This is a genomic window from Mucilaginibacter pedocola (genome assembly GCF_002013915.1).
Classification (GTDB): domain Bacteria; phylum Bacteroidota; class Bacteroidia; order Sphingobacteriales; family Sphingobacteriaceae; genus Mucilaginibacter; species Mucilaginibacter pedocola.
In genome coordinates, this window is record NZ_MBTF01000008.1 from 47,075 (window position 1) to 69,010 (window position 21,936).

36 protein-coding genes are annotated in these 21,936 nt (G+C 43.5%); 30 read left to right on the forward strand and 6 right to left on the reverse strand.

Going from position 1 to position 21,936, the window contains the following annotated elements; genetic code table 11:
• Positions 1 to 9: 9 nt before the first annotated feature.
• Entirely contained in the window at positions 10 to 807 is a 798-nt protein-coding gene (locus tag BC343_RS10645; protein WP_143822143.1) for a hypothetical protein, read from the reverse strand.
• Positions 808 to 1,037: 230 nt separating this feature from the next.
• Between BC343_RS10645 and BC343_RS10650 the strand changes: the two genes are divergently transcribed.
• Positions 1,038 to 2,294: a prephenate dehydrogenase gene (locus tag BC343_RS10650; protein ID WP_078347769.1), complete on the forward strand. Its 1,257-nt coding sequence runs from the start codon at positions 1,038 to 1,040 to the stop codon at positions 2,292 to 2,294.
• A 58-nt stretch (positions 2,295 to 2,352) separates the two neighbouring features.
• On the opposite strand, the gene BC343_RS10655 is transcribed toward BC343_RS10650, so the two are convergent.
• From BC343_RS10655 to BC343_RS10665, 3 genes are all read right to left on the reverse strand, one after another.
• Positions 2,353 to 3,531 carry an acyltransferase family protein gene (locus BC343_RS10655; RefSeq protein WP_078347770.1) on the reverse strand — a complete coding sequence of 393 codons (1,179 nt, stop codon included), beginning with the start codon at positions 3,529 to 3,531 and terminating at the stop codon, positions 2,353 to 2,355.
• Positions 3,532 to 3,695: 164 nt separating this feature from the next.
• On the reverse strand, positions 3,696 to 4,523 hold the full coding sequence (locus tag BC343_RS10660; RefSeq protein WP_078347771.1) for a hypothetical protein: 828 nt from the start codon (positions 4,521 to 4,523) through the stop codon (positions 3,696 to 3,698).
• Between the two features lie 19 nt (positions 4,524 to 4,542).
• Positions 4,543 to 5,202 (reverse strand): energy transducer TonB, encoded by a 660-nt coding sequence (locus BC343_RS10665; RefSeq protein WP_078347772.1) that lies wholly within the window; start codon positions 5,200 to 5,202, stop codon positions 4,543 to 4,545.
• A 329-nt stretch (positions 5,203 to 5,531) separates the two neighbouring features.
• On the opposite strand from BC343_RS10665, the gene rplC reads away from it, so the two are divergent.
• The 29 genes from rplC (at position 5,532) to rplQ (ending at position 20,756) form a co-directional block, all read left to right on the forward strand.
• Positions 5,532 to 6,149 carry a 50S ribosomal protein L3 gene (rplC, locus tag BC343_RS10670; RefSeq protein ID WP_078347849.1) on the forward strand — a complete coding sequence of 206 codons (618 nt, stop codon included), beginning with the start codon at positions 5,532 to 5,534 and terminating at the stop codon, positions 6,147 to 6,149.
• A 1-nt stretch (position 6,150) separates the two neighbouring features.
• Entirely contained in the window at positions 6,151 to 6,783 is a 633-nt protein-coding gene (gene rplD, locus BC343_RS10675; RefSeq protein WP_078347773.1) for a 50S ribosomal protein L4, read from the forward strand.
• A gap of 2 nt (positions 6,784 to 6,785) precedes the next feature.
• Positions 6,786 to 7,076 (forward strand): 50S ribosomal protein L23, encoded by a 291-nt coding sequence (gene rplW, locus BC343_RS10680; protein ID WP_078347774.1) that lies wholly within the window; start codon positions 6,786 to 6,788, stop codon positions 7,074 to 7,076.
• Between the two features lie 7 nt (positions 7,077 to 7,083).
• Complete coding sequence (rplB, locus tag BC343_RS10685; protein ID WP_078347775.1) at positions 7,084 to 7,911, forward strand: 50S ribosomal protein L2; 828 nt, start codon at positions 7,084 to 7,086, stop codon at positions 7,909 to 7,911.
• Between the two features lie 2 nt (positions 7,912 to 7,913).
• On the forward strand, positions 7,914 to 8,180 hold the full coding sequence (rpsS, locus tag BC343_RS10690; protein WP_078347776.1) for a 30S ribosomal protein S19: 267 nt from the start codon (positions 7,914 to 7,916) through the stop codon (positions 8,178 to 8,180).
• Between the two features lie 7 nt (positions 8,181 to 8,187).
• Positions 8,188 to 8,616, forward strand: a complete 429-nt coding sequence (gene rplV / locus BC343_RS10695; protein ID WP_078347777.1) for a 50S ribosomal protein L22 — start codon at positions 8,188 to 8,190, stop codon at positions 8,614 to 8,616.
• Between the two features lie 6 nt (positions 8,617 to 8,622).
• Positions 8,623 to 9,474, forward strand: a complete 852-nt coding sequence (gene rpsC / locus BC343_RS10700) for a 30S ribosomal protein S3 (protein WP_078347778.1) — start codon at positions 8,623 to 8,625, stop codon at positions 9,472 to 9,474.
• 52 nt (positions 9,475 to 9,526) lie between these two features.
• Positions 9,527 to 9,949, forward strand: coding sequence for a 50S ribosomal protein L16 (gene rplP, locus BC343_RS10705; RefSeq protein WP_078347779.1), 423 nt, complete (start codon positions 9,527 to 9,529; stop codon positions 9,947 to 9,949).
• 114 nt (positions 9,950 to 10,063) lie between these two features.
• A complete protein-coding gene (gene rpmC / locus BC343_RS10710) occupies positions 10,064 to 10,267 on the forward strand; it encodes a 50S ribosomal protein L29 (protein ID WP_078347780.1) in 204 nt (67 codons plus the stop codon).
• 20 nt (positions 10,268 to 10,287) lie between these two features.
• Complete coding sequence (gene rpsQ / locus BC343_RS10715; protein WP_067059745.1) at positions 10,288 to 10,542, forward strand: 30S ribosomal protein S17; 255 nt, start codon at positions 10,288 to 10,290, stop codon at positions 10,540 to 10,542.
• A gap of 1 nt (position 10,543) precedes the next feature.
• Positions 10,544 to 10,912: a 50S ribosomal protein L14 gene (rplN, locus tag BC343_RS10720; RefSeq protein WP_078347781.1), complete on the forward strand. Its 369-nt coding sequence runs from the start codon at positions 10,544 to 10,546 to the stop codon at positions 10,910 to 10,912.
• 1 nt (position 10,913) lies between these two features.
• Positions 10,914 to 11,255 (forward strand): 50S ribosomal protein L24, encoded by a 342-nt coding sequence (rplX, locus tag BC343_RS10725; protein ID WP_078347782.1) that lies wholly within the window; start codon positions 10,914 to 10,916, stop codon positions 11,253 to 11,255.
• On the forward strand, positions 11,255 to 11,824 hold the full coding sequence (rplE, locus tag BC343_RS10730; RefSeq protein ID WP_078347783.1) for a 50S ribosomal protein L5: 570 nt from the start codon (positions 11,255 to 11,257) through the stop codon (positions 11,822 to 11,824). Before rplX ends, rplE begins: the two co-directional genes overlap by 1 nt.
• Positions 11,817 to 12,086, forward strand: a complete 270-nt coding sequence (rpsN, locus tag BC343_RS10735; RefSeq protein WP_078347784.1) for a 30S ribosomal protein S14 — start codon at positions 11,817 to 11,819, stop codon at positions 12,084 to 12,086. The genes rplE and rpsN overlap by 8 nt, the downstream gene beginning before the upstream one ends.
• A gap of 152 nt (positions 12,087 to 12,238) precedes the next feature.
• A complete protein-coding gene (gene rpsH, locus BC343_RS10740) occupies positions 12,239 to 12,637 on the forward strand; it encodes a 30S ribosomal protein S8 (RefSeq protein WP_078347785.1) in 399 nt (132 codons plus the stop codon).
• A gap of 17 nt (positions 12,638 to 12,654) precedes the next feature.
• On the forward strand, positions 12,655 to 13,212 hold the full coding sequence (rplF, locus tag BC343_RS10745; RefSeq protein ID WP_078347786.1) for a 50S ribosomal protein L6: 558 nt from the start codon (positions 12,655 to 12,657) through the stop codon (positions 13,210 to 13,212).
• 5 nt (positions 13,213 to 13,217) lie between these two features.
• The gene (gene rplR, locus BC343_RS10750) at positions 13,218 to 13,562 is read left to right on the forward strand and encodes a 50S ribosomal protein L18 (protein ID WP_202909772.1); all 345 of its coding nucleotides are present in this window, start codon (positions 13,218 to 13,220) and stop codon (positions 13,560 to 13,562) included.
• A 12-nt stretch (positions 13,563 to 13,574) separates the two neighbouring features.
• A complete protein-coding gene (gene rpsE / locus BC343_RS10755; RefSeq protein WP_078347788.1) occupies positions 13,575 to 14,093 on the forward strand; it encodes a 30S ribosomal protein S5 in 519 nt (172 codons plus the stop codon).
• Between the two features lie 5 nt (positions 14,094 to 14,098).
• Positions 14,099 to 14,278 (forward strand): 50S ribosomal protein L30, encoded by a 180-nt coding sequence (gene rpmD, locus BC343_RS10760; RefSeq protein WP_078347789.1) that lies wholly within the window; start codon positions 14,099 to 14,101, stop codon positions 14,276 to 14,278.
• A 4-nt stretch (positions 14,279 to 14,282) separates the two neighbouring features.
• Complete coding sequence (rplO, locus tag BC343_RS10765; RefSeq protein WP_078347790.1) at positions 14,283 to 14,729, forward strand: 50S ribosomal protein L15; 447 nt, start codon at positions 14,283 to 14,285, stop codon at positions 14,727 to 14,729.
• A gap of 6 nt (positions 14,730 to 14,735) precedes the next feature.
• Positions 14,736 to 16,079 (forward strand): preprotein translocase subunit SecY, encoded by a 1,344-nt coding sequence (secY, locus tag BC343_RS10770; protein ID WP_078347791.1) that lies wholly within the window; start codon positions 14,736 to 14,738, stop codon positions 16,077 to 16,079.
• Positions 16,080 to 16,087: 8 nt separating this feature from the next.
• On the forward strand, positions 16,088 to 16,879 hold the full coding sequence (map, locus tag BC343_RS10775; protein WP_078347792.1) for a type I methionyl aminopeptidase: 792 nt from the start codon (positions 16,088 to 16,090) through the stop codon (positions 16,877 to 16,879).
• Between the two features lie 63 nt (positions 16,880 to 16,942).
• The gene (infA, locus tag BC343_RS10780) at positions 16,943 to 17,161 is read left to right on the forward strand and encodes a translation initiation factor IF-1 (RefSeq protein WP_022833270.1); all 219 of its coding nucleotides are present in this window, start codon (positions 16,943 to 16,945) and stop codon (positions 17,159 to 17,161) included.
• A gap of 8 nt (positions 17,162 to 17,169) precedes the next feature.
• Positions 17,170 to 17,286 (forward strand): type B 50S ribosomal protein L36, encoded by a 117-nt coding sequence (gene ykgO, locus BC343_RS10785; protein ID WP_022833269.1) that lies wholly within the window; start codon positions 17,170 to 17,172, stop codon positions 17,284 to 17,286.
• A 72-nt stretch (positions 17,287 to 17,358) separates the two neighbouring features.
• Positions 17,359 to 17,736 (forward strand): 30S ribosomal protein S13, encoded by a 378-nt coding sequence (gene rpsM, locus BC343_RS10790; RefSeq protein ID WP_078347793.1) that lies wholly within the window; start codon positions 17,359 to 17,361, stop codon positions 17,734 to 17,736.
• Positions 17,737 to 17,865: 129 nt separating this feature from the next.
• Positions 17,866 to 18,255, forward strand: coding sequence for a 30S ribosomal protein S11 (gene rpsK / locus BC343_RS10795; protein WP_078347794.1), 390 nt, complete (start codon positions 17,866 to 17,868; stop codon positions 18,253 to 18,255).
• Positions 18,256 to 18,321: 66 nt separating this feature from the next.
• Positions 18,322 to 18,930 carry a 30S ribosomal protein S4 gene (gene rpsD / locus BC343_RS10800; protein WP_078347795.1) on the forward strand — a complete coding sequence of 203 codons (609 nt, stop codon included), beginning with the start codon at positions 18,322 to 18,324 and terminating at the stop codon, positions 18,928 to 18,930.
• Positions 18,931 to 19,025: 95 nt separating this feature from the next.
• Positions 19,026 to 20,018: a DNA-directed RNA polymerase subunit alpha gene (locus BC343_RS10805; protein ID WP_078347796.1), complete on the forward strand. Its 993-nt coding sequence runs from the start codon at positions 19,026 to 19,028 to the stop codon at positions 20,016 to 20,018.
• Between the two features lie 186 nt (positions 20,019 to 20,204).
• Positions 20,205 to 20,756 carry a 50S ribosomal protein L17 gene (rplQ, locus tag BC343_RS10810; protein WP_078347797.1) on the forward strand — a complete coding sequence of 184 codons (552 nt, stop codon included), beginning with the start codon at positions 20,205 to 20,207 and terminating at the stop codon, positions 20,754 to 20,756.
• Positions 20,757 to 21,071: 315 nt separating this feature from the next.
• On the opposite strand, the gene BC343_RS10815 is transcribed toward rplQ, so the two are convergent.
• Both BC343_RS10815 and BC343_RS10820 read right to left on the reverse strand, forming a co-directional pair.
• The gene (locus tag BC343_RS10815) at positions 21,072 to 21,386 is read right to left on the reverse strand and encodes a hypothetical protein (protein WP_078347798.1); all 315 of its coding nucleotides are present in this window, start codon (positions 21,384 to 21,386) and stop codon (positions 21,072 to 21,074) included.
• 13 nt (positions 21,387 to 21,399) lie between these two features.
• Positions 21,400 to 21,936, reverse strand: a complete 537-nt coding sequence (locus BC343_RS10820) for a DUF6886 family protein (RefSeq protein ID WP_078347799.1) — start codon at positions 21,934 to 21,936, stop codon at positions 21,400 to 21,402.

The following is a 21,936-nucleotide window of genomic DNA, read 5'->3' on the forward strand; positions in this document are numbered from 1 at the left end:
TAGGGGGGCTTACCCTCTGCCCAGCAACTCATCCAGTTTATTGCGTTCGGTTTGCAATTCGCGGGCAAGTTTCTTTTCTTTCTCGTTGGCTTTGGCTTTGTAGGTTTTATAATCTTCTTCCAACTCGTTGTACAATTTGGTGCGGTAACTGGCCTCGCGGCTGTGCGCGCCCGAGCGGGCAATTACAATAGCAGCAATTACACCAAAACCTATTACCAGCCCCCACATTATCCAGTTGTAAGTGGCTTTGGTAAGCGGCATACCCAGTAGGCTCACGCTATCGGCCACCGCGTTTGATGCTGATAGGTTTTGCTCTTTAGTAGTTATCTCGGTTTGCAGCGAATCGGCTTTTTTTGTTGATACGGTTAATTTGCCATTGGCCTCGTTCAGCTTGCGTCGGGTGCTGGCCAGCGTGTCTGTTACGTTTTTCCACAAGGCCATTATCAGCGGTTGTTGGTAGTGGTAAACCTTGGTAAGCAGGTATTGGTATTGGCCGTTAAGGCTTTTATCCGTTAGTATCGCGGTATTTTCCGGAGCGTATTGCTGCGCTGGTTTTACGGGTGCAGCGCCGGGCGTTACCGGCGTTTGCCCTGCCGGTGTTGCGGTAGTGGGCTTATAAGTTGTTGCCGGTTTGGCAGCGTAAGGGTTATATTTTACGGGAGGCTTAACCGCGGCGGGCTGCGTTGCTACGGGTTTTACAGCTGTGGGTTTGGTCTTTTTCAGGCTATCCTGCGCGTAGCCGTTTGCAGCAATGCCGGTTAGGGCAAATGTTAAAATAAGGGCGGTTAGTATCCGTAACTTTATCATATAACGTTGTGTATCGGGGGTAAACAAGTTTTCAGCAGGAGCGATGTATTACTTTAAACGGTAAAATATAACCCAAAGTTTTCAAAATTAATTTTAAGGAACAAATACTAATAAATATTCTTAAATTTTCTCTTTAGGCAAGTTTCAGATTCTAAAAATATAAAAAAGATGCAATTTGCAGGCAACAACGTGTAATTAGTAAAGCATATATTAGGCCTTTTATTTGTGATATGCATATAGGTTTTATTGGTTTGGGCGATATGGGGCGGTTATACGCCAAGGCGTTTGCGGCAGCAGGCTACACCGTTTGCGGCTGCGACCTGCCCGCCAACCGCGAAAGTTTAGAAGCAGAACTTGCGCCATGGGGCATCACCATGATGGATAATGGCAAGGATGTGTCGCGCGTGAGTACATTTATTATATACTCGGTAGAGGCTGATAAACTGGAGCAGGTGGTGGCCGAGTGTGGCCCATCAACCCGGTTTGGTGCAGTTGTAGCAGGGCAAACTTCGGTAAAACACCCCGAGATAGCCGTGTTCGAAAAATACCTGCCTGCCGATGCGCAGATCATCACTTTTCACGCTATGCATGGGCCGGGTTTTCAGCCCAAAGGGCAGAAACTAATACTGATCCCGCATCGTCATCAGGGCGATTCGTACCGCGAAATAGCAGAACTATTCAACGCTGTTGAAGCCGATGTGGTAGAAATACCCGATTACCACGAGCACGATAAAATAGTGGCCGATACGCAGGCCGTTACGCACGTAGGTTTCGAAAGTATGGGCACGGCCTGGAAATCGGCCGGTTTTTTTCCATGGGAGAACGCTTCTTACGGTGGCGGTATCGACAATGTAAAAATATTAACTACCCTGCGCATTTTCAGCTACAAGGCCCACGTATATGCCGGGCTTGCCATCCTGAACCCTTATGCCAGGCAACAGGTAAAACAATACGCCAATTCCGAATCGGAACTGTTTAAGTTGATGATAAAAGAAGAGGAAGCGGAGTTTCGCGAAAGGCTGTACCGCGCGCGCGATTTTGTTTTCCACGAAAGCCGCAAACCTATTATGTTTACCGAAGAGGTGATGCGGGAGTTTTCGCTGGCCAAGGATGCCGGGCACCAAAAGCCAAACTCGCACCTGAGCATATTAAGCATGGTTGATGCCTGGTACCACCTGGGCGTAAACCCTTATGATAACCTGATATGCCAAACGCCGCCCTTCAGGCTAAGGCTGGGTATTGCCGAATACCTGTTTAAAAACGAGGCCCTGCTGGAAGAATCTATCCAAACAGCCCTATACGATAAAACCATCCGCGGCGACGATTTGGAATTCCATTCCGCAGTGCGCGAGTGGAGCGCCATTATAGGTTATGGCGATATGGAAGGTTACAAAAAACACTTTAACGAGGTGCAGGCCTTTTTCCAGGGAAGGCTGGAGGAGGGCAACAAGCAAAGCGCCGCTATGATACGCCGGTTGATGGAATAAGCAAGGCTGAACTATTTGAAATGCCAATATTGCCCTAACAAATACGTTAGTTTAATAACTATTTGGTGTATTTATTGGTTTTGATGATAGCAAACCGCTCTTTCAGTTTTAAAAATTGCTTCTCGTAAAATTCGTAAGAGACATACGATATAAGCATTGCCAGAAACAAGGCTACCAGGCGAAATGCAACATCTTTTAAAAATGTATCCATTTTTACGCCCGGGAATAAACGCCCTGCTACGTCGGAGGTTATCATTATCCCCATGATGTGCAACAAGTATAAACCGTAGGTATATTTACCCCATTTGCTGGCAAACTTATTGTTAGCCAGGTTAAAGAATGAATTTTCGCAAAAGCATTGTTCGGCAATTATGAAGGCAAAGAACACGCAATTAACAAACCTGCCCAGCGCTGTGAATAATACGCTGTTGTGATGTATTTGAGTAGTATAGAATATCCATAAAAATCCCGCTATATATACGCCTGCTATAACAGCCCTGCTTAAACCTTTTAGCCATAGAATAAATCCTTTTGAGGTATAAGCATAGTAACCTAAAAGCCCCCCTATGGCCAAATCGCCAAACAGGCAAAAGGTATGGAAATACAAAAATAAATTATCGCCTGCATGGGCTATCCTGAATGCGTAGCAGGCAATAATAATAACCGGAAATATGAACTTATAAGCTTTTTGAGGGATAAAGTAAAAGAGTAGGGGTAGTACGAGGTAAAATTGCTCTTCTACCGCTACCGACCATGATGTACCTAATAAACTATATTTAACGGTGCCATGGCGAACGATCTCTAAAAAGTTAAAGTTTGAAAGGAAGGTTATTACATACAATGGCCGGATATCCTTTGCAATGTCCCAGTGTAAATAGTTAGCTACGGTAGGTAATGTGGTATATTCCAAAAACACCAGCAGGAAATAGAGCGGCCAGATACGCAGGCACCGCCTTATGTAAAAATAAAGTACGTTAATTTTCCCGCTCTCGAATTTTTCTTTAACTATTAAGTAAGTGATCAAAAAACCACTTAGTACGAAGAAAAAGGAAACCCCATCTCCTGCTGAATATAAAAATATCTTAATTACCCTCAGCCACACATGGCTATAAAAGTCGATGTTACTAATCCAAACGGAATTACTATGCTGAATGAATACAGCCAAAAAGGCGAAGAATCTCAAACCATCCAGATTTGGGAAAAACACCCGCTTGGGGTGTACAAGGTCAGGTTTCATTAAATGGGGCTTAACTTTTGCTAAAATAGCATTTTTTTTCTTTATGCCCTCCGTGTTATTTGCTTTTCAGCGTGTCTTCAAACAATTATGCGCACCACCGAGCATAGAAAAAAGATTCAGCCCTCTGTAAAACGTTGTTTTTTACGAATAAAGTAAAGCCAGGCTTATTCAAACCCCGGGAAAACTACGCTGAATATGGTCCACCAGTCGTATTCATTAGAGAGGTAAATTTTAAACGGGCCTTTCTTTATCACTTCTTCGCCATTCTCTAATATTGCGGTGTATTTTACAAGCCCTTCGGCGTGGCCCATGCCTGTTTCGCCTTTAAATTCAAAACGGATGTTGCTAATTACATACTCGGCATTGGTAAATGCGCGGTAGGAGTTAAAAATATTTTTGAACCTCTGCACAACCTGCTCTTTATTAAGCTCAATATTACCTGCTACAATAAACCCGTGCGATAAGCCTTGCCCGCCCTTCATATCGCGTTTAAACCATCCTCTCAAAAAATCCTCGGTACGGTTACGGATGTCCAGCTCGTGGTTGGGGTGAAACTCTTCGTAAATAAAATGCGTAGTCATGCCGGGCATCATCATTCCATTGCCTTCGTGCTCAAACAATTCGTCTATAATAAAAGCATATTTAAGGCGGTTGGGGTATTCGCCCAAAAAGTCCAGCGCAATATGGTGTTCTGCCAGCAGGGAGGTCACTTTTTCCAGTTCGGTATCAATGGCACCGTCGCTCAAACTATCTGCGTTTGGGAATTGCGGGTTGCCTAAAATCCCGGCTATTTTTGTGCGCTTGTTGCTGGCCCATGCACTTTCAAATTCCATAATGTTCTTCAGGAAACTGTGCTCTACTTCGGGTGGCAAATTGCCCGAGGTGAACGACTGTGCGCCATGCTCGGCCTGTAGCTTTAGTTTCAAAAACTCATTTTCCATGCGCAGGGCTTCCTGCTCATCGTGGTGGTGGTTTTGCTCGTCCGGGTTCATATTATATAAGGTAAGGTTGTTAATTTTTCATCACTACTAAGTATACTTCCTTTTTATCGGGCATGGCATACCTGGGGTTGTCGCCATCATTATAAAAAGGTTCGGCAATTTTTACATCTTCTGATCGGAACGATCTGCCGATAATTTCCTGCGCTTCGTCAAGCGTGTAAAGCTTGTCTTTTATATTAAATACAAAGCCATAATTAGAAGCGCGCAGTTCTTTCATAGATACCTTGCCTTTTTCAACAGAAAAGCCAATGGGTACATAGTATTGAACTCTTACCGGCCGGCCGCTTTGAAAGCCCGGTTTCCAGTTGGGCGATTCTTGCAACACCTTCACCGCTTCGGCCTCGCAACCTGCACCGATACAGTTAACAGGGGTAATGTCGGTTATTTTACCATCTCGGCCAACAACAAAGCTAAGTATAAGCTTACCCTCAATACCAATCATTCGCGCCACCTCAGGGTACTTTAGGTTTTTGCTGATGTATTTGCTAAAAGCCTCGGTGCCTCCGGGGTACTCGGGCGGGTTATCAACTTCCTTAATAATACGGTTAGGTGGCGCTGGTGGAAGCTCCTTAACAATGGGCGGCGTTTTACCTGTAGTATCGGGAGTAGTTTGCGCAATAGCTACAGAGAATGCTGAGAGCAAAATGGATAAGGCGATAAGGCGTTTCATATTCGTAAAGGTAAAATTTCCCCAAGTGTTTTGCCAGTTTTGCGCAGAAAAATGGATGTGTTGTAATTTAACGCCACACCGCTTGCTTACTTGCCGGCGCTACGGATAGGGCCTAAGATGTTATTAAATGATATTGAAAATGAGCCGAATTAAGGGGTTGTTTCCGTGCTTTCTTTATCTTTTACCCTGTTTCAAATATTTATTTAAAAATAACTTGCTAAGTATTTGAAAATTAATACAAAGTTCCTATCTTTGCCGTCCCTTTAGGGGAGATCATATGCCTTGAACGAAGCCCTACTGCTTCGATGGGCACTAATAAAATAAAGAAAATGTCAGGATTAATTGGTAAAAAAGTAGGAATGACCAGCATTTTCGATGAGACAGGGAAGAACATTCCTTGTACTGTTATCGAAGCTGGCCCTTGCGTAGTAACTCAGGTCAAGTCTGTAGATACAGACGGATACGCTGCTGTTCAGTTAGCGTATGGCGAGAAGAAGGAAAAAAACACTTCCGCACCTCAAAAAGGCCACTTTGAAAAAGCCGGCACCACTCCTAAGCGTAAGCTTGTAGAATTCAAAACTTTCACGGACGAAAAAAATCTTGGTGACACCGTTACCGTAGATATTTTCGAAATTGGTGATTTTGTTGATGTGGTTGGCACTTCAAAAGGTAAAGGCTTTCAGGGTGTGGTAAAGCGCCATGGTTTTGGTGGTGTGGGTATGCAAACTCACGGTCAGCACAACCGTTTACGCGCTCCAGGTTCGTTGGGTGCTTCTTCATGGCCTTCGCGCGTATTCAAAGGCATGCGTATGGCAGGCCAAATGGGTAACGTTCGTGTTAAAGTACAAAACCTTCAAGTGGTTAAAGTATTCAGCGAGCAAAACCTTATCGTAGTTAAAGGTTCCATCCCGGGAGCTAAGGGTTCATTCGTAATATTGGATAAATAAGATGGAAATCAACGTATTAAATCTATCAGGTAAAGAAACAGGAGCCAAGGTGCAACTGCCTGAATCCGTATTCGGTGTAGAGCCCAATGATCACGCTATTTACTTAGATGTAAAGCTGTTCTTAGCTAACCAGCGCCAGGGTACGCACAAAGCAAAGCAACGCAACGAAATTGCCGGTTCAACCCGCAAATTGCATAAACAAAAAGGTACAGGCGGCGCCCGTGCAGGTAGCATCAAATCGCCATTATTTAATGGTGGTGGCCGTGTGTTTGGCCCGCAGCCGCGCGACTATAGCTTCAAGCTGAACAAAAAGCTTAAAGCACTGGCTCGTGTATCAGCTTTATCATATAAAGCAAAAGATAACAACATTTTGGTTTTGGAAGATTTCAACTTCGATGCTATCAAAACCAAAACTTACGTAAAAATGCAGGAAGACCTTAACGTAGCTAACGACAAAACGTTATTGGTGCTTGCAAACGTAGAGAACAACAACGTTTATTTATCAAGCAGGAACCTGAAGAAAACTAAGGTTATCAACGTAACCGAGCTTAACACTTATGATGTGTTGAACGCCGGCAAACTGATCCTTACTACAGGCGCTGTTAAAACTTTGGAGGAAGCATTAGCTAAGTAATTATGGAAATTTTAAAGAAACCCCTACTTACTGAAAAGGTTGCTCAATTAACTGAGAAGCTTAACCGTTATGCTTTCAAAGTTGATCACAGGGCCAACAAAATTCAGATCAAGAGCGCTATCGAAGCTATGTATGGTGTTAACATTACAGCAGTTAACACAATGAAATACGTAGGTAAACTAAAAACCCGCAACACAAAAGCAGGTGCAGTTTCGGGCCGCTCGGCTACTTACAAAAAGGCCATCATTACGCTGAAGGATGGTGAAACAATAGATTTTTACAGCAATATATAATACGAAGATGGCAGTAAAGAGATTTAAACCGGTAACCCCGGGTACCCGCTTCAGAATTGATGTATCTAATTCGGATATCACCACTAACGTTCCAGAAAAATCGTTAGTAGTAGCAGCGAATAAAAGATCAGGCGGCCGTAACCACAGCGGTAAAATGACCATGCGCTATTTAGGCGGTGGCCACAAGCAAGCATACAGGTTAATTGATTTTAAACGTAATAAGTTTAACATCCCTGCAAAAGTTGCAACAATTGAATACGATCCAAACCGTTCGGCACGTATAGCCTTGCTACACTTTGTTGATGGTGAGAAACGATACATGATAGCTCCGGAAGGCTTAACTGTTGGTACAGTTGTAGTATCGGGCGAAACTGCTGCACCAGAGGTTGGTAACACCCTTCCTTTGAAAAGCATCCCACTGGGTTCTATCATCCATAACATTGAGCTTAACCCTGGCCAGGGTGGTGTTATAGCACGCAGTGCAGGCACTTACGCTCAACTATCAGCGCGAGATGGCAAATATGCTATCATCAAATTGCCTTCAGGCGAAACCCGCATGATACTGTCAACTTGCTTGGCTACTATCGGCACCGTTTCAAATGGCGAAAAAGCAAACGCTGTATTAGGTAAAGCCGGCCGCAAACGCTGGTTAGGCCGTCGCCCAAGAGTTCGTGGTGTTGCCATGAACCCGGTAGATCACCCTATGGGTGGTGGTGAAGGCCGTGCCTCGGGTGGGCACCCACGCTCGCGTAAAGGTTTGTTAGCTAAAGGCTACAAAACTCGCGACAAGAAAAAAGGGTCAGATCGTTACATCATTGAAAGAAGGAAGAAATAGTAATGGCACGTTCAATTAAAAAAGGACCTTATATAGATCATAACCTGGAAAGAAAAGTTCTGACCTTGAATGATACTAATAAAAAATCAGTTGTTAAAACATGGTCGCGCCGTAGCATGATCTCTCCTGATTTCGTTGGTCACACATTCGCAGTACACAACGGTAATAAATTTATCCCGGTGTACGTAACAGAAAACATGGTTGGTCATAAGCTGGGAGAGTTTGCACCAACCCGCACATTCCGCGGTCACGCAGAAAAGAAAAAATAATTAGGCAATGGAAGCAACAACAAAAATTAAAAAGTCTGTACTAATCAGGCAACAAAAAGAAGCTGCTAAAGCTATTGTTGGCGGCCAAGCAGTTGCCAAGTTAAATGACTGCCCAACTTCACCACGCAAAATGCGCCTGGTGGTTGACCTGATCCGCGGCGAGAATGTATTTAAAGCTTTAAACATATTAAAGTTTACCAATAAGGAAGCTGCTGCCCGCGTAGAAAAGCTGTTATTCTCGGCCATTAAAAACTGGGAAGCTAAAAACGAAGGCAAGAGTGTTGACGAGAGCAACCTGATAGTGAAAGAAGTTTCAGTAGGTGGTGGCCGTCAGCTAAAAAGGTTACGCCCTGCTCCGCAAGGAAGGGGTTACCGTATACGCAAACGCTCTAACCATGTAACACTGATAGTGGATAGTAAAAACGATAACAACTAATTTGAAATGGGACAAAAAGCACATCCAATAGGTAACAGGTTAGGGATCATCCGCGGTTGGGATTCTAATTGGTTCGGTGGAAACAACTACTCCGACAAATTAGTTGAAGACGAAAAGATCCGCAAATACTTATCAGCCCGTATTAACAAAGGCGGTGTATCTAAAGTAGTTATTGAACGTACTTTAAAACGCATCACCGTAACCATCCACACTGCCCGTCCGGGTATTGTAATTGGTAAAGGCGGCGCCGAGGTTGATAAGATCAAAGAAGAGCTTAAAAAATTAACCAAGAAAGACGTTCAGATCAACATCTTCGAAATTAAACGCCCTGAGCTTGATGCTCAGTTGGTAGCCGAAGGTATTGCTAAACAGCTTGAAGCACGTATCTCTTTCCGCCGTGCCATGAAAACTACCATTGCTGCAACCATGAGAATGGGTGCCGAAGGTATCAAAGTAATGACCAGCGGCCGTTTAGGTGGCGCCGAGATGGCACGTACCGAACAGTACAAAGAAGGGCGTATACCATTGCACACTTTCCGTGCCGATATCGATTACGCTTTGGCAGAAGCCTTAACTACCTACGGTAAAATAGGTGTTAAAGTATGGATCTGCAAAGGCGAAGTTTACGGCAAACGCGACTTGTCTCCAAACATTGGCGGTACAAGCAGCGCAAGCGGTAAAGGCGGCAGGCCAGAAGGTAATGCCGGTTTCGGTGGCCGTGATGGCGCAAGAGGTGGCGAACGTGGCGGCGAACGCCGTGGCGACCGTAAACCAGGCGGTGACCGCCGTGGTGGTGGCCAGGGTGGTAACCGTGGCGGACAAGGTGGCGGTAACCGCCCCGGTGGCCCAAGGAGATAATAACAATAAGTAAAGAATAAGAATATCCGTGAGGATATAAAAGCTTAATAAAATGCTACAGCCAAAAAGAACGAAGTTCAGAAAGATGCAAAAAGGCAGGATGAAAGGTTTAGCCACCCGTGGTGCTGAACTTTCATTCGGATCTTTCGGTATAAAATCACTCGAAGCAGCATGGATTACCAGCCGCCAGATCGAGTCGGCCCGTATCGCTGTAACACGTTATATGAAACGTGAAGGCCAGGTGTGGATCAGGATATTCCCTGACAAACCGGTAACTAAAAAACCTGCAGAGGTACGTATGGGTAAAGGTAAAGGTGCTCCTGAGTACTGGGTTGCCGTAGTACGCCCGGGCAGGATGATTTTTGAAGCAGAAGGCGTGCCTTTGGAAGTTGCCAAAGAAGCTCTTCGCCTTGCTGCACAGAAATTACCGGTGCAAACCAGATTTGTAACACGTAGGGATTACGTAGAGGCATAAACGCGGAGTTGAGAGGTTGTAGGGTTGAATGTTGAAAGTGATAGTAGCTTTTCAACCATAAAAGAAGCATTACAACTTTAATACATTCCAACATTACAACAAACAGTATAGAAAATGAAGAACTCAGAAATAATAGAGCTATCAACCGAAGAATTAGTAGCCAAGCTCGGCGAGGAAAAGGCCCAGTTGACCAAATTGAAATTTGCTCACGCGGTTTCAGCTATTGAAAATCCAACACGCATTACTAAAGTGCGCAAAGATATTGCTCGTTTAAACACTGAACTGACTAAGCGCAAAGCTGAAGCAGCTTCTAATTAATTTTTAAGCGTCGGAAAACAATGGAAAGAAATTTAAGAAAAACGCGTACCGGCCTGGTAGTAAGCAATAAGATGGAAAAATCTATTGTGGTGGCTGTAGAGCGTAAGGTGAAACACCCTATCTACGGTAAATTCGTAAAGAAAACTACCAAATTCATGGCTCATGATGAAACAAACACCTGTGGTGTTGGCGATACCGTTTTGATAATGGAAACCCGCCCGCTGAGCAAAAACAAAAACTGGAGATTAGTTCAAATTTTAGAAAGGGCTAAATAACATGGTACAGCAGGAATCAAGATTAAATGTAGCCGATAACAGCGGAGCTAAAGAAGTTTTAGTGATACGCGTATTGGGCGGTACCGGTAAAAGATATGCTTCTATCGGTGATAAGATTGTAGTAACCGTAAAAAGCGCTATCCCATCGGGTAACGTTAAAAAAGGTTCTGTATCTAAAGCCGTAGTGGTAAGAACCAAGAAAGAGATCCGCAGGAGAGATGGTTCATACATCCGCTTTGATGATAACGCTGCCGTGTTATTGAACAACCAGGATGAGCCAAGGGGCACACGTATTTTTGGCCCTGTTGCCAGAGAACTGCGTGAAAAACAATTTATGAAAATTGTATCATTAGCACCGGAGGTATTATAATATGGAAAAGAAAGTAACAAAACCAGCTAAGTTGAAGATCCGCAAGGGCGACTTAGTGAAAGTTATAGCCGGCGACTCTAAAGGCACTCAAGGCAAAGTTGTTGAAGTTATAATTGAAAAGAACAGGGCGGTTGTTGAAGGTGCCAACATGGTATCTAAACACACTAAGCCTAACGCAGCCAACCCTAATGGCGGGATTGTAAAGCAGGAAGCTGCTATACACATCTCGAACCTGGCGCTGGTTGAACCAAAAACAGGGAAAACTACCCGTGTTGGCCGTAAATTAAACGATGCCGGCAAACTGGTTAGGGTTTCAAAAAAATCAGGGGAGGAAATTAAGTAATGACTTACATACCAAGGTTAAAAACCAAGTATAAAGACGATGTGCGCACTGCACTGAAAGATAAGTTTCAGTACAAAAGCGTAATGCAGGTGCCTAAATTGCTTAAAATAGCAATTAACCAGGGCGTAGGCGGTGCTACTACCGACAAGAAATTGATCGAGAACACCATCACCGAGCTTACCACCATTACCGGCCAGCAAGCAGTAGCTTCACGCTCTAAAAAAGATATCTCGAACTTCAAATTGCGTAAAAACATGCCGGTAGGCGTACGTGTAACTTTGCGCGATAACACAATGTACGAGTTTTTAGACCGTTTAATATCTGTAGCATTGCCACGTATCCGCGATTTTAAAGGTATTAACGATAAAGGTTTTGATGGCCGTGGTAACTACACTTTGGGTATTACCGAGCAGATCATCTTCCCTGAGATCAACATCGATAAAATCAACAAGATACAAGGTATGGATATTACCTTCGTAACTTCTGCTACCAATGATGTGGAAGCATTAGAGTTACTTAAGCAATTTGGTTTACCATTTAAAAATCAAACTCCAGTTAACAATGGCTAAAGAAGGCGTAAAAGCACGCGAAGTAAAACGTGCTAAATTAGTAGCAAAATATGCTGAGAAAAGGGCAGCTTTAAAAGCAGCCGGCGATTACGTTGCGTTAGACGCATTGCCAAAAGCTTCATCTCCGGTAAAACTGCACAACCGTTGCAAACTAACCGGCCGCCCACGTGGTTACATGCGCCAGTTTGGTATTTCGCGTGTTACATTCCGCGAAATGGCATTGGCCGGTAAGATCCCGGGAGTGAAAAAAGCAAGCTGGTAAGCATAAAATACTGAGAGCTACGGAAATTCAAAACATATTAGCATATGTTTTGAATTTTTTTGTAATTTCGCGGCTCTAAATTTTTAAGAATTCACCGATAGAAGGTCGCCCGGGATGTTACCGGGAGGAAACCACTATCATAATCAATAATAATGAATACAGATCCAATCGCAGATTATCTTACACGAGTAAGGAATGCTATTAAAGCCAACCATAGGGTTGTTGAAATTCCTGCATCAAATCTGAAGAAGGAAATCACAAAAGTGCTTTTCGACAAAGGTTACATTGCTAATTTCAAGTTCGAGGAAAATGGCCCTCAGGGCAGCATCAAAGTTGCTTTGAAGTACCACCCGGTAACTAAAGTTTCTGCTATACGCAGCCTTTCACGTATCAGCAAACCAGGTTTGAGGAAATACGCCGGTATGGACACCATGCCACGTGTATTAAATGGTTTAGGTATCGCCATCTTGTCAACATCTAAAGGTGTTATGACAGATAAAGAAGCTCGCGCGTTAAACGTGGGTGGCGAAGTTTTATGCTACGTATATTAATAGGAGGAAATTAAGCAATGTCAAGAATAGGAAAAGCACCTATAGCAATTGCAAGCGGCGTAACTATTACCGTATCTGCAGATAATGTAGTTACTGTAAAAGGCCCAAAAGGCGAGTTGCAGCAAGCAGTTGATAAGGATATCATCATTGAGCAGGCCGATGGCCAATTATTGGTAAAACGCCCTACAGACCAAAAACGCCACAAGGCATTACACGGTTTGTACCGCTCGTTATTAAACAACATGGTTGTTGGTGTAACCGAAGGCTACAAAGTTCAGCAAGAGCTTGTAGGTGTGGGTTACCGTGCAACTAACAACGGTAACACTTTGGACCTGGTGTTGGGTTACTCTCACCACTATGTGTTCGAATTGCCAAAAGAAATTAAAGTTACAACCACTGCTGATAAAGGTAAAAACCCAACTATCATCCTGGAGTCTAACGATAAACAATTGATTGGCCAGGTAGCAGCGAAGATCCGCTCGTTACGTACGCCAGAGCCTTACAAAGGTAAAGGTATCAAGTTTGTTGGCGAAGTATTGAGAAGAAAAGCAGGTAAATCAGCATCTAAAAAATAAGCGCCATGAAATTATCAAGAAGAGACAGGATTAAAAAAGGTATCCGCAAACGCATTTCGGGTTCTAACGAGCGCCCACGCTTATCTGTTTTCAGAAGCAACAAGGGTATTTATGCGCAGATCATTGACGATGTAACCGGCAAAACTTTGGTATCAGCTTCATCGCTGAGCAAAGAGTTCAATGCTGACGGTTCTAAATCTGATCAATCAGTAGCTGTAGGTAAACTGGTAGCTGAAAAAGCTATCGCTGCAGGTATTAAAGATGTAGTGTTTGACAGGAATGGTTACTTGTACCACGGCCGTGTTAAATCACTGGCAGAAGGTGCACGCGAAGGTGGTTTAAACTTTTAATCGAAACAGGAAATGTCAACAATCAACATAAAAAGAGTAAAAACCAGCGAGATCGAATTAAAAGACCGCCTGGTAAGTATACAACGCGTTGCCAAAGTAACCAAAGGTGGCCGTACTTTCAGCTTCTCTGCCATTGTGGTAGTAGGTGATGAGCACGGTGTAGTAGGTTACGGCCTTGGTAAAGCAAAAGAGGTTACTGAAGCTATTGCTAAAGGTATAGATGATGCTAAAAAGAACCTGGTAAAAGTTCCTATCATCAACAACACTATCCCTCACGATCAGATCGGTAAATTCAGCGGTGGCTTTGTTTATATCAAACCAGCTGCTAACGGTACCGGTGTAATTGCTGGTGGTGCAATGCGCGCAGTATTAGAAAGCGCCGGCGTACACAACGTATTGGCAAAATCAAAAGGTTCATCAAACCCGCACAACGTGGTTAAAGCAACTGTATCTGCCCTGGCGCAACTGCGCGATGCTCATACTGTAGCTCAACAGCGTGGCGTTAGTTTAAGTAAAGTATTTAACGGATAATCATCATGTCGAAAATCAAAATAACTCAAATCAAGAGCGTTATCGACAGAACCGAGCGCCAGAAAAAAACTGTTGCGGCCCTGGGCCTCAAAAAAATTAACCACAGTGTGGAAGTTGAAGCAACTGCAGCTATTATAGGTATGGTACGTAAAGTAAACCACCTGGTAGCGGTAGAAAACATTTAATATCATGAACTTAAGTAATCTTAAACCTGCAGAAGGTTCAACCAAAAATAGGAAAAGAATTGGCCGTGGTACAGGTAGTGGCCGTGGCGGTACATCAACCCGTGGCCATAAAGGTGCCGGTTCACGTTCGGGTACATCTACTAAGGTAGGTTTCGAAGGTGGCCAGATGCCTTTGCAGCGCCGTGTGCCTAAGGTAGGTTTTAAAAACCCTAACCGTGTAGAGTACGTTGGTGTAAACCTTGATGTATTACAGGCATTAACTGAAAAATTCTCGTTATCAACTGTTAACTTTGATACCTTGAAAGAGCATGGTTTAGCTTCGCGTAACGACCTGGTGAAAATCCTGGGCCGTGGCGAACTGAAAGCCAAGTTAGAAGTTACAGCACATGCATTTACTGCTACTGCACAAAAAGCTATTGAAGCAGCCGGCGGAACTATTGTAAAGTTATAATTCTCGATGAAGAAATTTTTCACCACATTATCCAATATCTGGAAAATTGAGGACTTAAGAGTGCGTATCACAAACACACTCTTATTTCTTTTGATTTACCGTGTTGGTTCGTTTATCGTGTTACCGGGTGTAAACGCGGATACATTAAACAACTCAAAAGCTAAAGAAGGCCTTGTTGGTTTGCTGAATATGTTTGCAGGAGGTTCGTTCTCACGTTCGTCCATCTTTGCATTGGGTGTAATGCCTTATATTTCGGCATCTATCGTGGTGCAGCTTTTAGGTATAGCAGTGCCTTATTTCACCAAATTGCAAAAAGAAGGTGAGAGCGGCCGTAACAAGCTAAACCAATGGACCCGTTACCTAACTATAGGTATTACTGCTTTGCAGGCCATTGGCTACTTAAAATCGCAGATCCCTGCTGATGCTATGCTGATAGGCAACCCATTGTTCCTGGTGCTGAATACATTTGTGCTTACCGCAGGTACTTTATTTGTAATGTGGTTGGGCGAGAAAATCACCGATAAAGGTATTGGTAACGGTATATCACTCATCATTATGGTGGGTATTATTGCCCAGTTGCCAGCTGCGTTTGCTACCGAGTTTCAATCTCGTACAAACGGTGCCGGTGGTTTAATTACCTTCATTGTAGAAATTGTAGCCTTGCTGGGTGTGGTTATGTTCACCATCCTTATTGTACAGGGTACCCGTAAAATTGCTGTTCAATACGCAAAACGTATAGTTGGTAACAAACAATACGGTGGCGTTCGCCAGTACATTCCTTTAAAAGTGAATGCTGCGGGTGTCATGCCTATCATCTTCGCACAGGCGTTGATGTTTATTCCTGCTACTGTTGCTCAGTTTTTCCCTAATGCAGCGTCTAACAGTATACTGATAGCTTTATCGAACTACAACTCATGGCAACATAACGTTGTATTCGCTATCCTTATCATCCTGTTTACCTACTTCTACACTGCTATTACGGTTAATCCTAAGCAAATGAGCGACGATATGAAGAAGAATGGCGGCTTTATACCGGGTGTTGCACCAGGTAATGCTACCACTACTTACATCGACGAGGTAATATCAAAAATTACTTTACCGGGTTCTATATTCCTGGCTATCGTAGCTATCATTCCGGCTTTGGCCAGCATGGTAGGTGTTAGCAGCTTGTTCGCAAGGTTCTTTGGTGGTACTTCACTTATCATCCTTGTGGGTGTTGTGTTAGATACCTTACAACAGATAGAAAGCCACTTGCTGATGCGCCACTACGATGGTTTAATGAAAACCGGTAGGATCAAAGGGCGTTCGGGAGTGCCGGCAGCAGCAGGTACCACGCCTACGGCCATCTAATATTAAGCATGTCGAAGATAGTTTATAAGTCTATTGAACAAATAGAACTGATAAGACAAAGTTCGTTACTTGTTTCTAAAACACACGGGGAAATAGCTAAGGTTATAGGCCCCGGTGTTACAACCCTCGAATTAAATAAACTTGCCGAAACCTTTATCCGTGATAATGGAGGGGTTCCGGCATTTTTAAATTATGGGGGCTTCCCATACTCTTTGTGTATATCCCTTAACGACCAGGTGGTGCATGGTTTCCCAAGCAACAAACCCTTGGTTGAGGGCGACCTTGTATCGGTAGATTGCGGGGTTATCCTGAATAAGTACTATGGCGACTCTGCCTTCACCTTTGCTATTGGCGAGGTTGATGAGCAAACCAAAAAGCTGATGCGCGTAACCCGCGAGTGTTTAGACCTTGGTATTGAGAAAGCCGTTGTAGGTATGCGCATAGGCGATATAGGTTATGCGGTACAGGAGCACGCCGAGAAGAACGGATTTGGCGTAGTGAAAGAACTGGTAGGGCACGGGGTAGGCACACGCCTGCACGAAAAGCCCGAGGTACCTAACTACGGCAAACGCGGATCGGGCATAAAGCTGGAGGAAGGAATGGTAATTGCCATTGAACCCATGATTAATGCAGGCCGTGCGGGTGTGAAGTTTTGGGACGATGGATGGACGGTTTCTACCGTTGATAAGAAGCCATCGGCACATTATGAGCATACGGTAGCTGTAAAAAAGGGGAAAGCGGATGTTTTATCAACCTTTTCTTACATAGACGAAGTTTTAAAAGAAAAAATTAATAATTAAAATATTTTTATTAATTTTGCATCCCGTTTTAGGGGCAGATAATTAAGTAATAATCAGTAAAATATGGCAAAACAATCCTCGATCGAGCAAGATGGTACAATTCGCGAAGCGTTATCTAACGCTATGTTTAGAGTTGAACTGGAGAACGGTCACGAGATTATTGCACACATATCGGGTAAAATGCGTATGCACTACATCAAAATTCTTCCTGGCGACAGGGTGAAATTAGAGATGAGCCCGTATGACCTTACAAAAGGAAGAATAACCTACAGATATAAATAACAAACGAGATGAAAGTTAGAGCATCCATTAAAAAACGCAGCGCTGATTGCAAAATCATCCGCCGCAACGGGAAACTTTACGTGATAAACAAAAAGAACCCGAAATTCAAACAACGTCAGGGATAATTAAAAGACAATTTGTAATAGTCCGTACAACGGTGGCCCGCCGTTCGGTATTACGTTAAAAAAACAACAAATATGGCAAGGATCTCAGGTATTGATTTACCAAAGAACAAAAGAGGTGTAATTGGTTTAACTTACATCTACGGTATTGGCCGCTCTACTTCAGAGCAAATATTGGCTCAGGCTGGTATCGATGAAAGCGTTAAAGTACAGGATTGGTCGGATGATCAGTTAACTGCTATACGTACTATCATCAACGAGCAAATTAAAGTTGAAGGTGCATTACGCTCAGAAGTTCAACTGAACATCAAACGTTTAATGGATATTGGTTGCTACCGTGGTACCCGTCACCGTAAAGGTTTGCCTTTGCGTGGCCAGCGTACTAAAAACAACTCTCGTACCCGTAAAGGTAAACGTAAGACAGTTGCTAACAAGAAAAAAGCTACTAAATAATAATTGATTAGTGAGTAATGAGCAGAGAATAATTTCTATGCTCGTTACTTATTAGGAATACATTAAAAAACAATTACGGGTCCGGGGTTATGTATTAGCCCGAGTAATTCGTAAACAATAAAAAAGAAAATGGCTAAAGCTAAAAAAGTTACCAAAAAACGCATTGTGATTGTTGAGCCGGTTGGCGAAGCACACATCAATGCAACTTTTAACAACATCATCATCACCCTTACCAACAAAACAGGCCAGGCTATTTCTTGGTCGTCTGCAGGTAAAATGGGTTTCAAAGGTTCTAAAAAGAACACTCCGTACGCTGCCGGCCAGGCTGCTGCTGATTGCGGTAAAACTGCCTACGATTTAGGCTTGCGTAAAGTAGAGGTGTTTGTTAAAGGCCCGGGTTCTGGCCGCGAGAGTGCTATCCGTACCTTGCAGACTACCGGTATCGAGGTAACTACTATTAAGGACATCACCCCGCTTCCGCACAACGGTTGCCGTCCATCAAAACGCAGAAGAGTTTAATTCACTAATTTTTAAAGCTAAGATTCGGCAGCTACAGGCTGTTTGATACTTTAAAACACACATACAATGGCAAGATATACAGGCCCAAAATCAAAAATTGCACGTAGGTTCCGCGAGCCAATCTTCGGTCCGGATAAAGCATTAGAAAGAAAAAACTACGGCCCTGGTATGCACGGCGCTTCTAAAAGAAGAGGCAAGCAATCAGAGTACGCTGTACAGTTGATGGAAAAACAAAAAGTTAAATACACTTACGGTGTATTAGAGCGCCAGTTCGAAAACTTGTTCCACACTGCATTGGCTAAAGAAGGTATCACCGGTGAAAACCTGTTGAAATTCTTAGAAGCTCGTTTAGATAACGCTGTTTACCGTTTAGGTATAGCTCCTACACGTTCGGGCGCACGCCAGTTGGTAGGCCACAAACACATTACTGTAAACGGTGAAGTGGTTAACATTGCTTCTTACCAATTAAAAGCAGGTGACGTTGTTGCCGTACGCGAAAAATCAAAATCTCTTGAAGCTATTACCAACTCGGTAGCTGGCCGCAAGATCAATAAATATAGCTGGTTAGAGTGGGATGCTGCTGAATTGACAGGCAAATTCCTGAACTACCCTAACCGCGATGAGATCCCTGAGAACATCAAAGAGAACCTCATTGTCGAGTTGTACTCGAAATAATAAAGAAAACTTTCTGCGGGATGGTTGGCATGTTATGCCAGCCATTTTCGTGGTTAAGATAAAATCAATTATCAAACAATAAACAAAAGATATAAATGGCAATTTTAGCATTTCAAAAACCAGACAAGGTTATCATGCAGAAATCGAATGATTTTGATGGCACGTTCGAGTTTCGTCCGTTAGAACCAGGCTTCGGTGTAACCATTGGTAATGCTCTGCGTCGTATCTTACTATCTTCATTAGAAGGTTATGCTATTACCTCGGTACGTATATCGGGTGTAACGCATGAGTTTTCTACCATCAAAGGCGTAGTTGAAGACGTTACCGAGATCATCCTGAACCTGAAACAAGTGCGTTTCAAAAAAACAGGTGAATCGGGCGATAACGAGAAAATATTTGTGATCGTTAGCGGCCAGGATGCGTTCAAAGCCGGCGATATCACCAAGTTCTCAAACAACTTTACTGTATTGAACCCTGAGCTGGTTATCTGCAACATGGATTCGTCGGTAACTTTGGAAGTTGAACTTACCGTTGCTAAAGGCCGTGGCTACATCAGCAACGAAGAGAACAAAAATCCTGATGCTAACGTAGGTGTGATTGCTATCGATTCGATCTTCACCCCGATCAAAAACGTTAAGTATACTCTGGAAAACTACCGTGTAGAACAAAAAACGGATTACGAAAAACTGATCCTTGATATTTCTACAGATGGTTCTATCCACCCTGAGGATGCGCTGAAACAAGCTGCAAAGATCCTTATCCAGCACTTCATGCTGTTCTCTGACGAGAACATGATGCTTGAAGCACAAGCTAAAGAAGAAACTAAAGAAGTTGACGAAGAAATTCTTCACATGCGCAAGATCCTGAAAACCGAACTGGTTGATCTTGACCTGAGCGTACGTGCCCTGAATTGCTTGAAAGCTGCTGATATCCGTAGCCTGGCTGACCTGGTTTCTTACGATGTTGCTGATATGCTTAAATTCAGGAACTTTGGTAAAAAATCATTAACTGAAATTCAGGACCTGGTTAAATCAAAAGGCTTATCTTTTGGTATGAACCTGGCTAAATTTAAGTTAGACGAAGAATAATAATGACTGGAGGTTAGAGACTTGAGAATAGTCTTTAACCTCTTTTTATTTTATAACCGATAGGAGACGAAAAAGCGACTAATCTCCTGTCATTAATTAACCAGTCGCTTGTACACCGGCATAATTCCGAGGGCTTGACGTTAACCCGCCGCCCAACGGTATGCACGTGCCACAATAAAAAAACAAATGAGACACGGAAAAAAAGTAAACCACTTAGGCCGCACCAACAGCCACCGCAAAGCAATGATGGCTAACATGGCCTCTTCGCTAATCACTCACAAACGTATTACTACAACTTTAGCAAAAGCAAAAGCTTTGCGCGTTTATGTAGAGCCACTTTTGACTAAATCGAAAGAAGATACTACTCACTCTCGCCGTACAGTATTTAGCTACCTGCAAGATAAAGAAGTAGTAAGCGAACTGTTCCGCGATGTAGCTGCTAAAATCGCTAACCGTCCGGGTGGTTACACTCGTATTGTTAAGTTAGAAAACCGTTTAGGTGACAACGCTGAAATGGCGATCATCGAATTGGTTGACTACAACACTGTTTACGGTAAAGACGTTGCCGCTAAAACTGAGAAAAAATCAACTCGCCGTCGTGGTGGTGCTAAAGCAAAAACTGCTGCTCCTATCGAAGTTGCTCCGGTTGCTGAAGCTCCTGTAGTTGAAGAAACTGCTGCTCCTGCTGTAGAAGAAGCTCCTGCTAAAAACGAAGAGAACGCAGAAAAAGGCGAATAATTAGGCTTTTTTATTGATATTGAGAACGGCTTCCAGCAATGGAGGCCGTTTTTTGTTTGTGGTAATTTTACCGCAAAGGCCACAAAGGATTAGCGCGATGGTGAGCGCAAAGAACACAGAGCTTTGCCACTTCATTAATAAGTTTAATGTCGGCGGTGGCGGCGGATTTTTACCACTAAGTTCAAAGTGAAATCCAAAGAAGCGCAGAATTTGTATTAACCTAGAAGTTTAACCATTTGCAAAGCCTTTGAGTTCTTTGCGCATTACCACAATGCAAATCCTCTGCGCCCTTTGCGGTTAAATTAAACTATACTATTATAAACCAAAAAACTCCGCAAACATATTAGCCGCCTCGGGTAGGGTATTCAAAGGTACATACTCGCATACCTCTGCAAATTCGCCCCACATTTGGTGCACTACCGGGTTGCTGTGTGCTTGTTGTATAGCCTCGGCAGATAGCCATTCAAATACCTCGATGATGGTGCCGTCCGCAGCTTCCATAATGATGGGCTGCCTGTCGGTTACCAAATTTTCTGCTTTGAGCCTTGGTACGTGTGTTTGTACCAGTAAATGCAAGGCATCGGCTTGCCCTTCTTTTGGTTTATAGGCCACTATTACAATTCGTCCCATGGTGATGTTTTATTTACAAGATAGCATTCCGCATGCGTATCAGCGAAAAATTCAGGCTGGAGTTTTTCACTTCTTCAGCTATGCCGACGAGCGATGGCATAAACCGTAGTTCGACATCCCGGCTTTGCAATGCGCTCAATACATTATCAATGCAGTACTCGGCTATAGGTGTTACTTGTTGGTATGATATGTGATAGCCGGCGCATTCATCAAGCAAGGTGAAATCCTCTGGAGGGAATTCATAGCAATACAAAACCGATTCGCGGATGCGTTGCTCCCAGCCATCCTCTACAATTACAATGTGCGATGCTTTAGCACCGCCCATGAATTTGTCCTTATCAGCATCAGTAGTTTGCTCGCCCGCATAGTATGTCACCCTCGGGCAATCGCGCGGTAGTAAGTAATTGTGAAGCAATTTATCGGCGATGGCAAACACAACATCGCCCGTAATTGCTGCAAAATAGGAGGGAGAGGGGCGGGGTTGAAATAGTTTTATGCCGCCGGTTTCGCTAACATGAAATAGTCTGCCGGTGTTTTTTGTGTTGGGCAT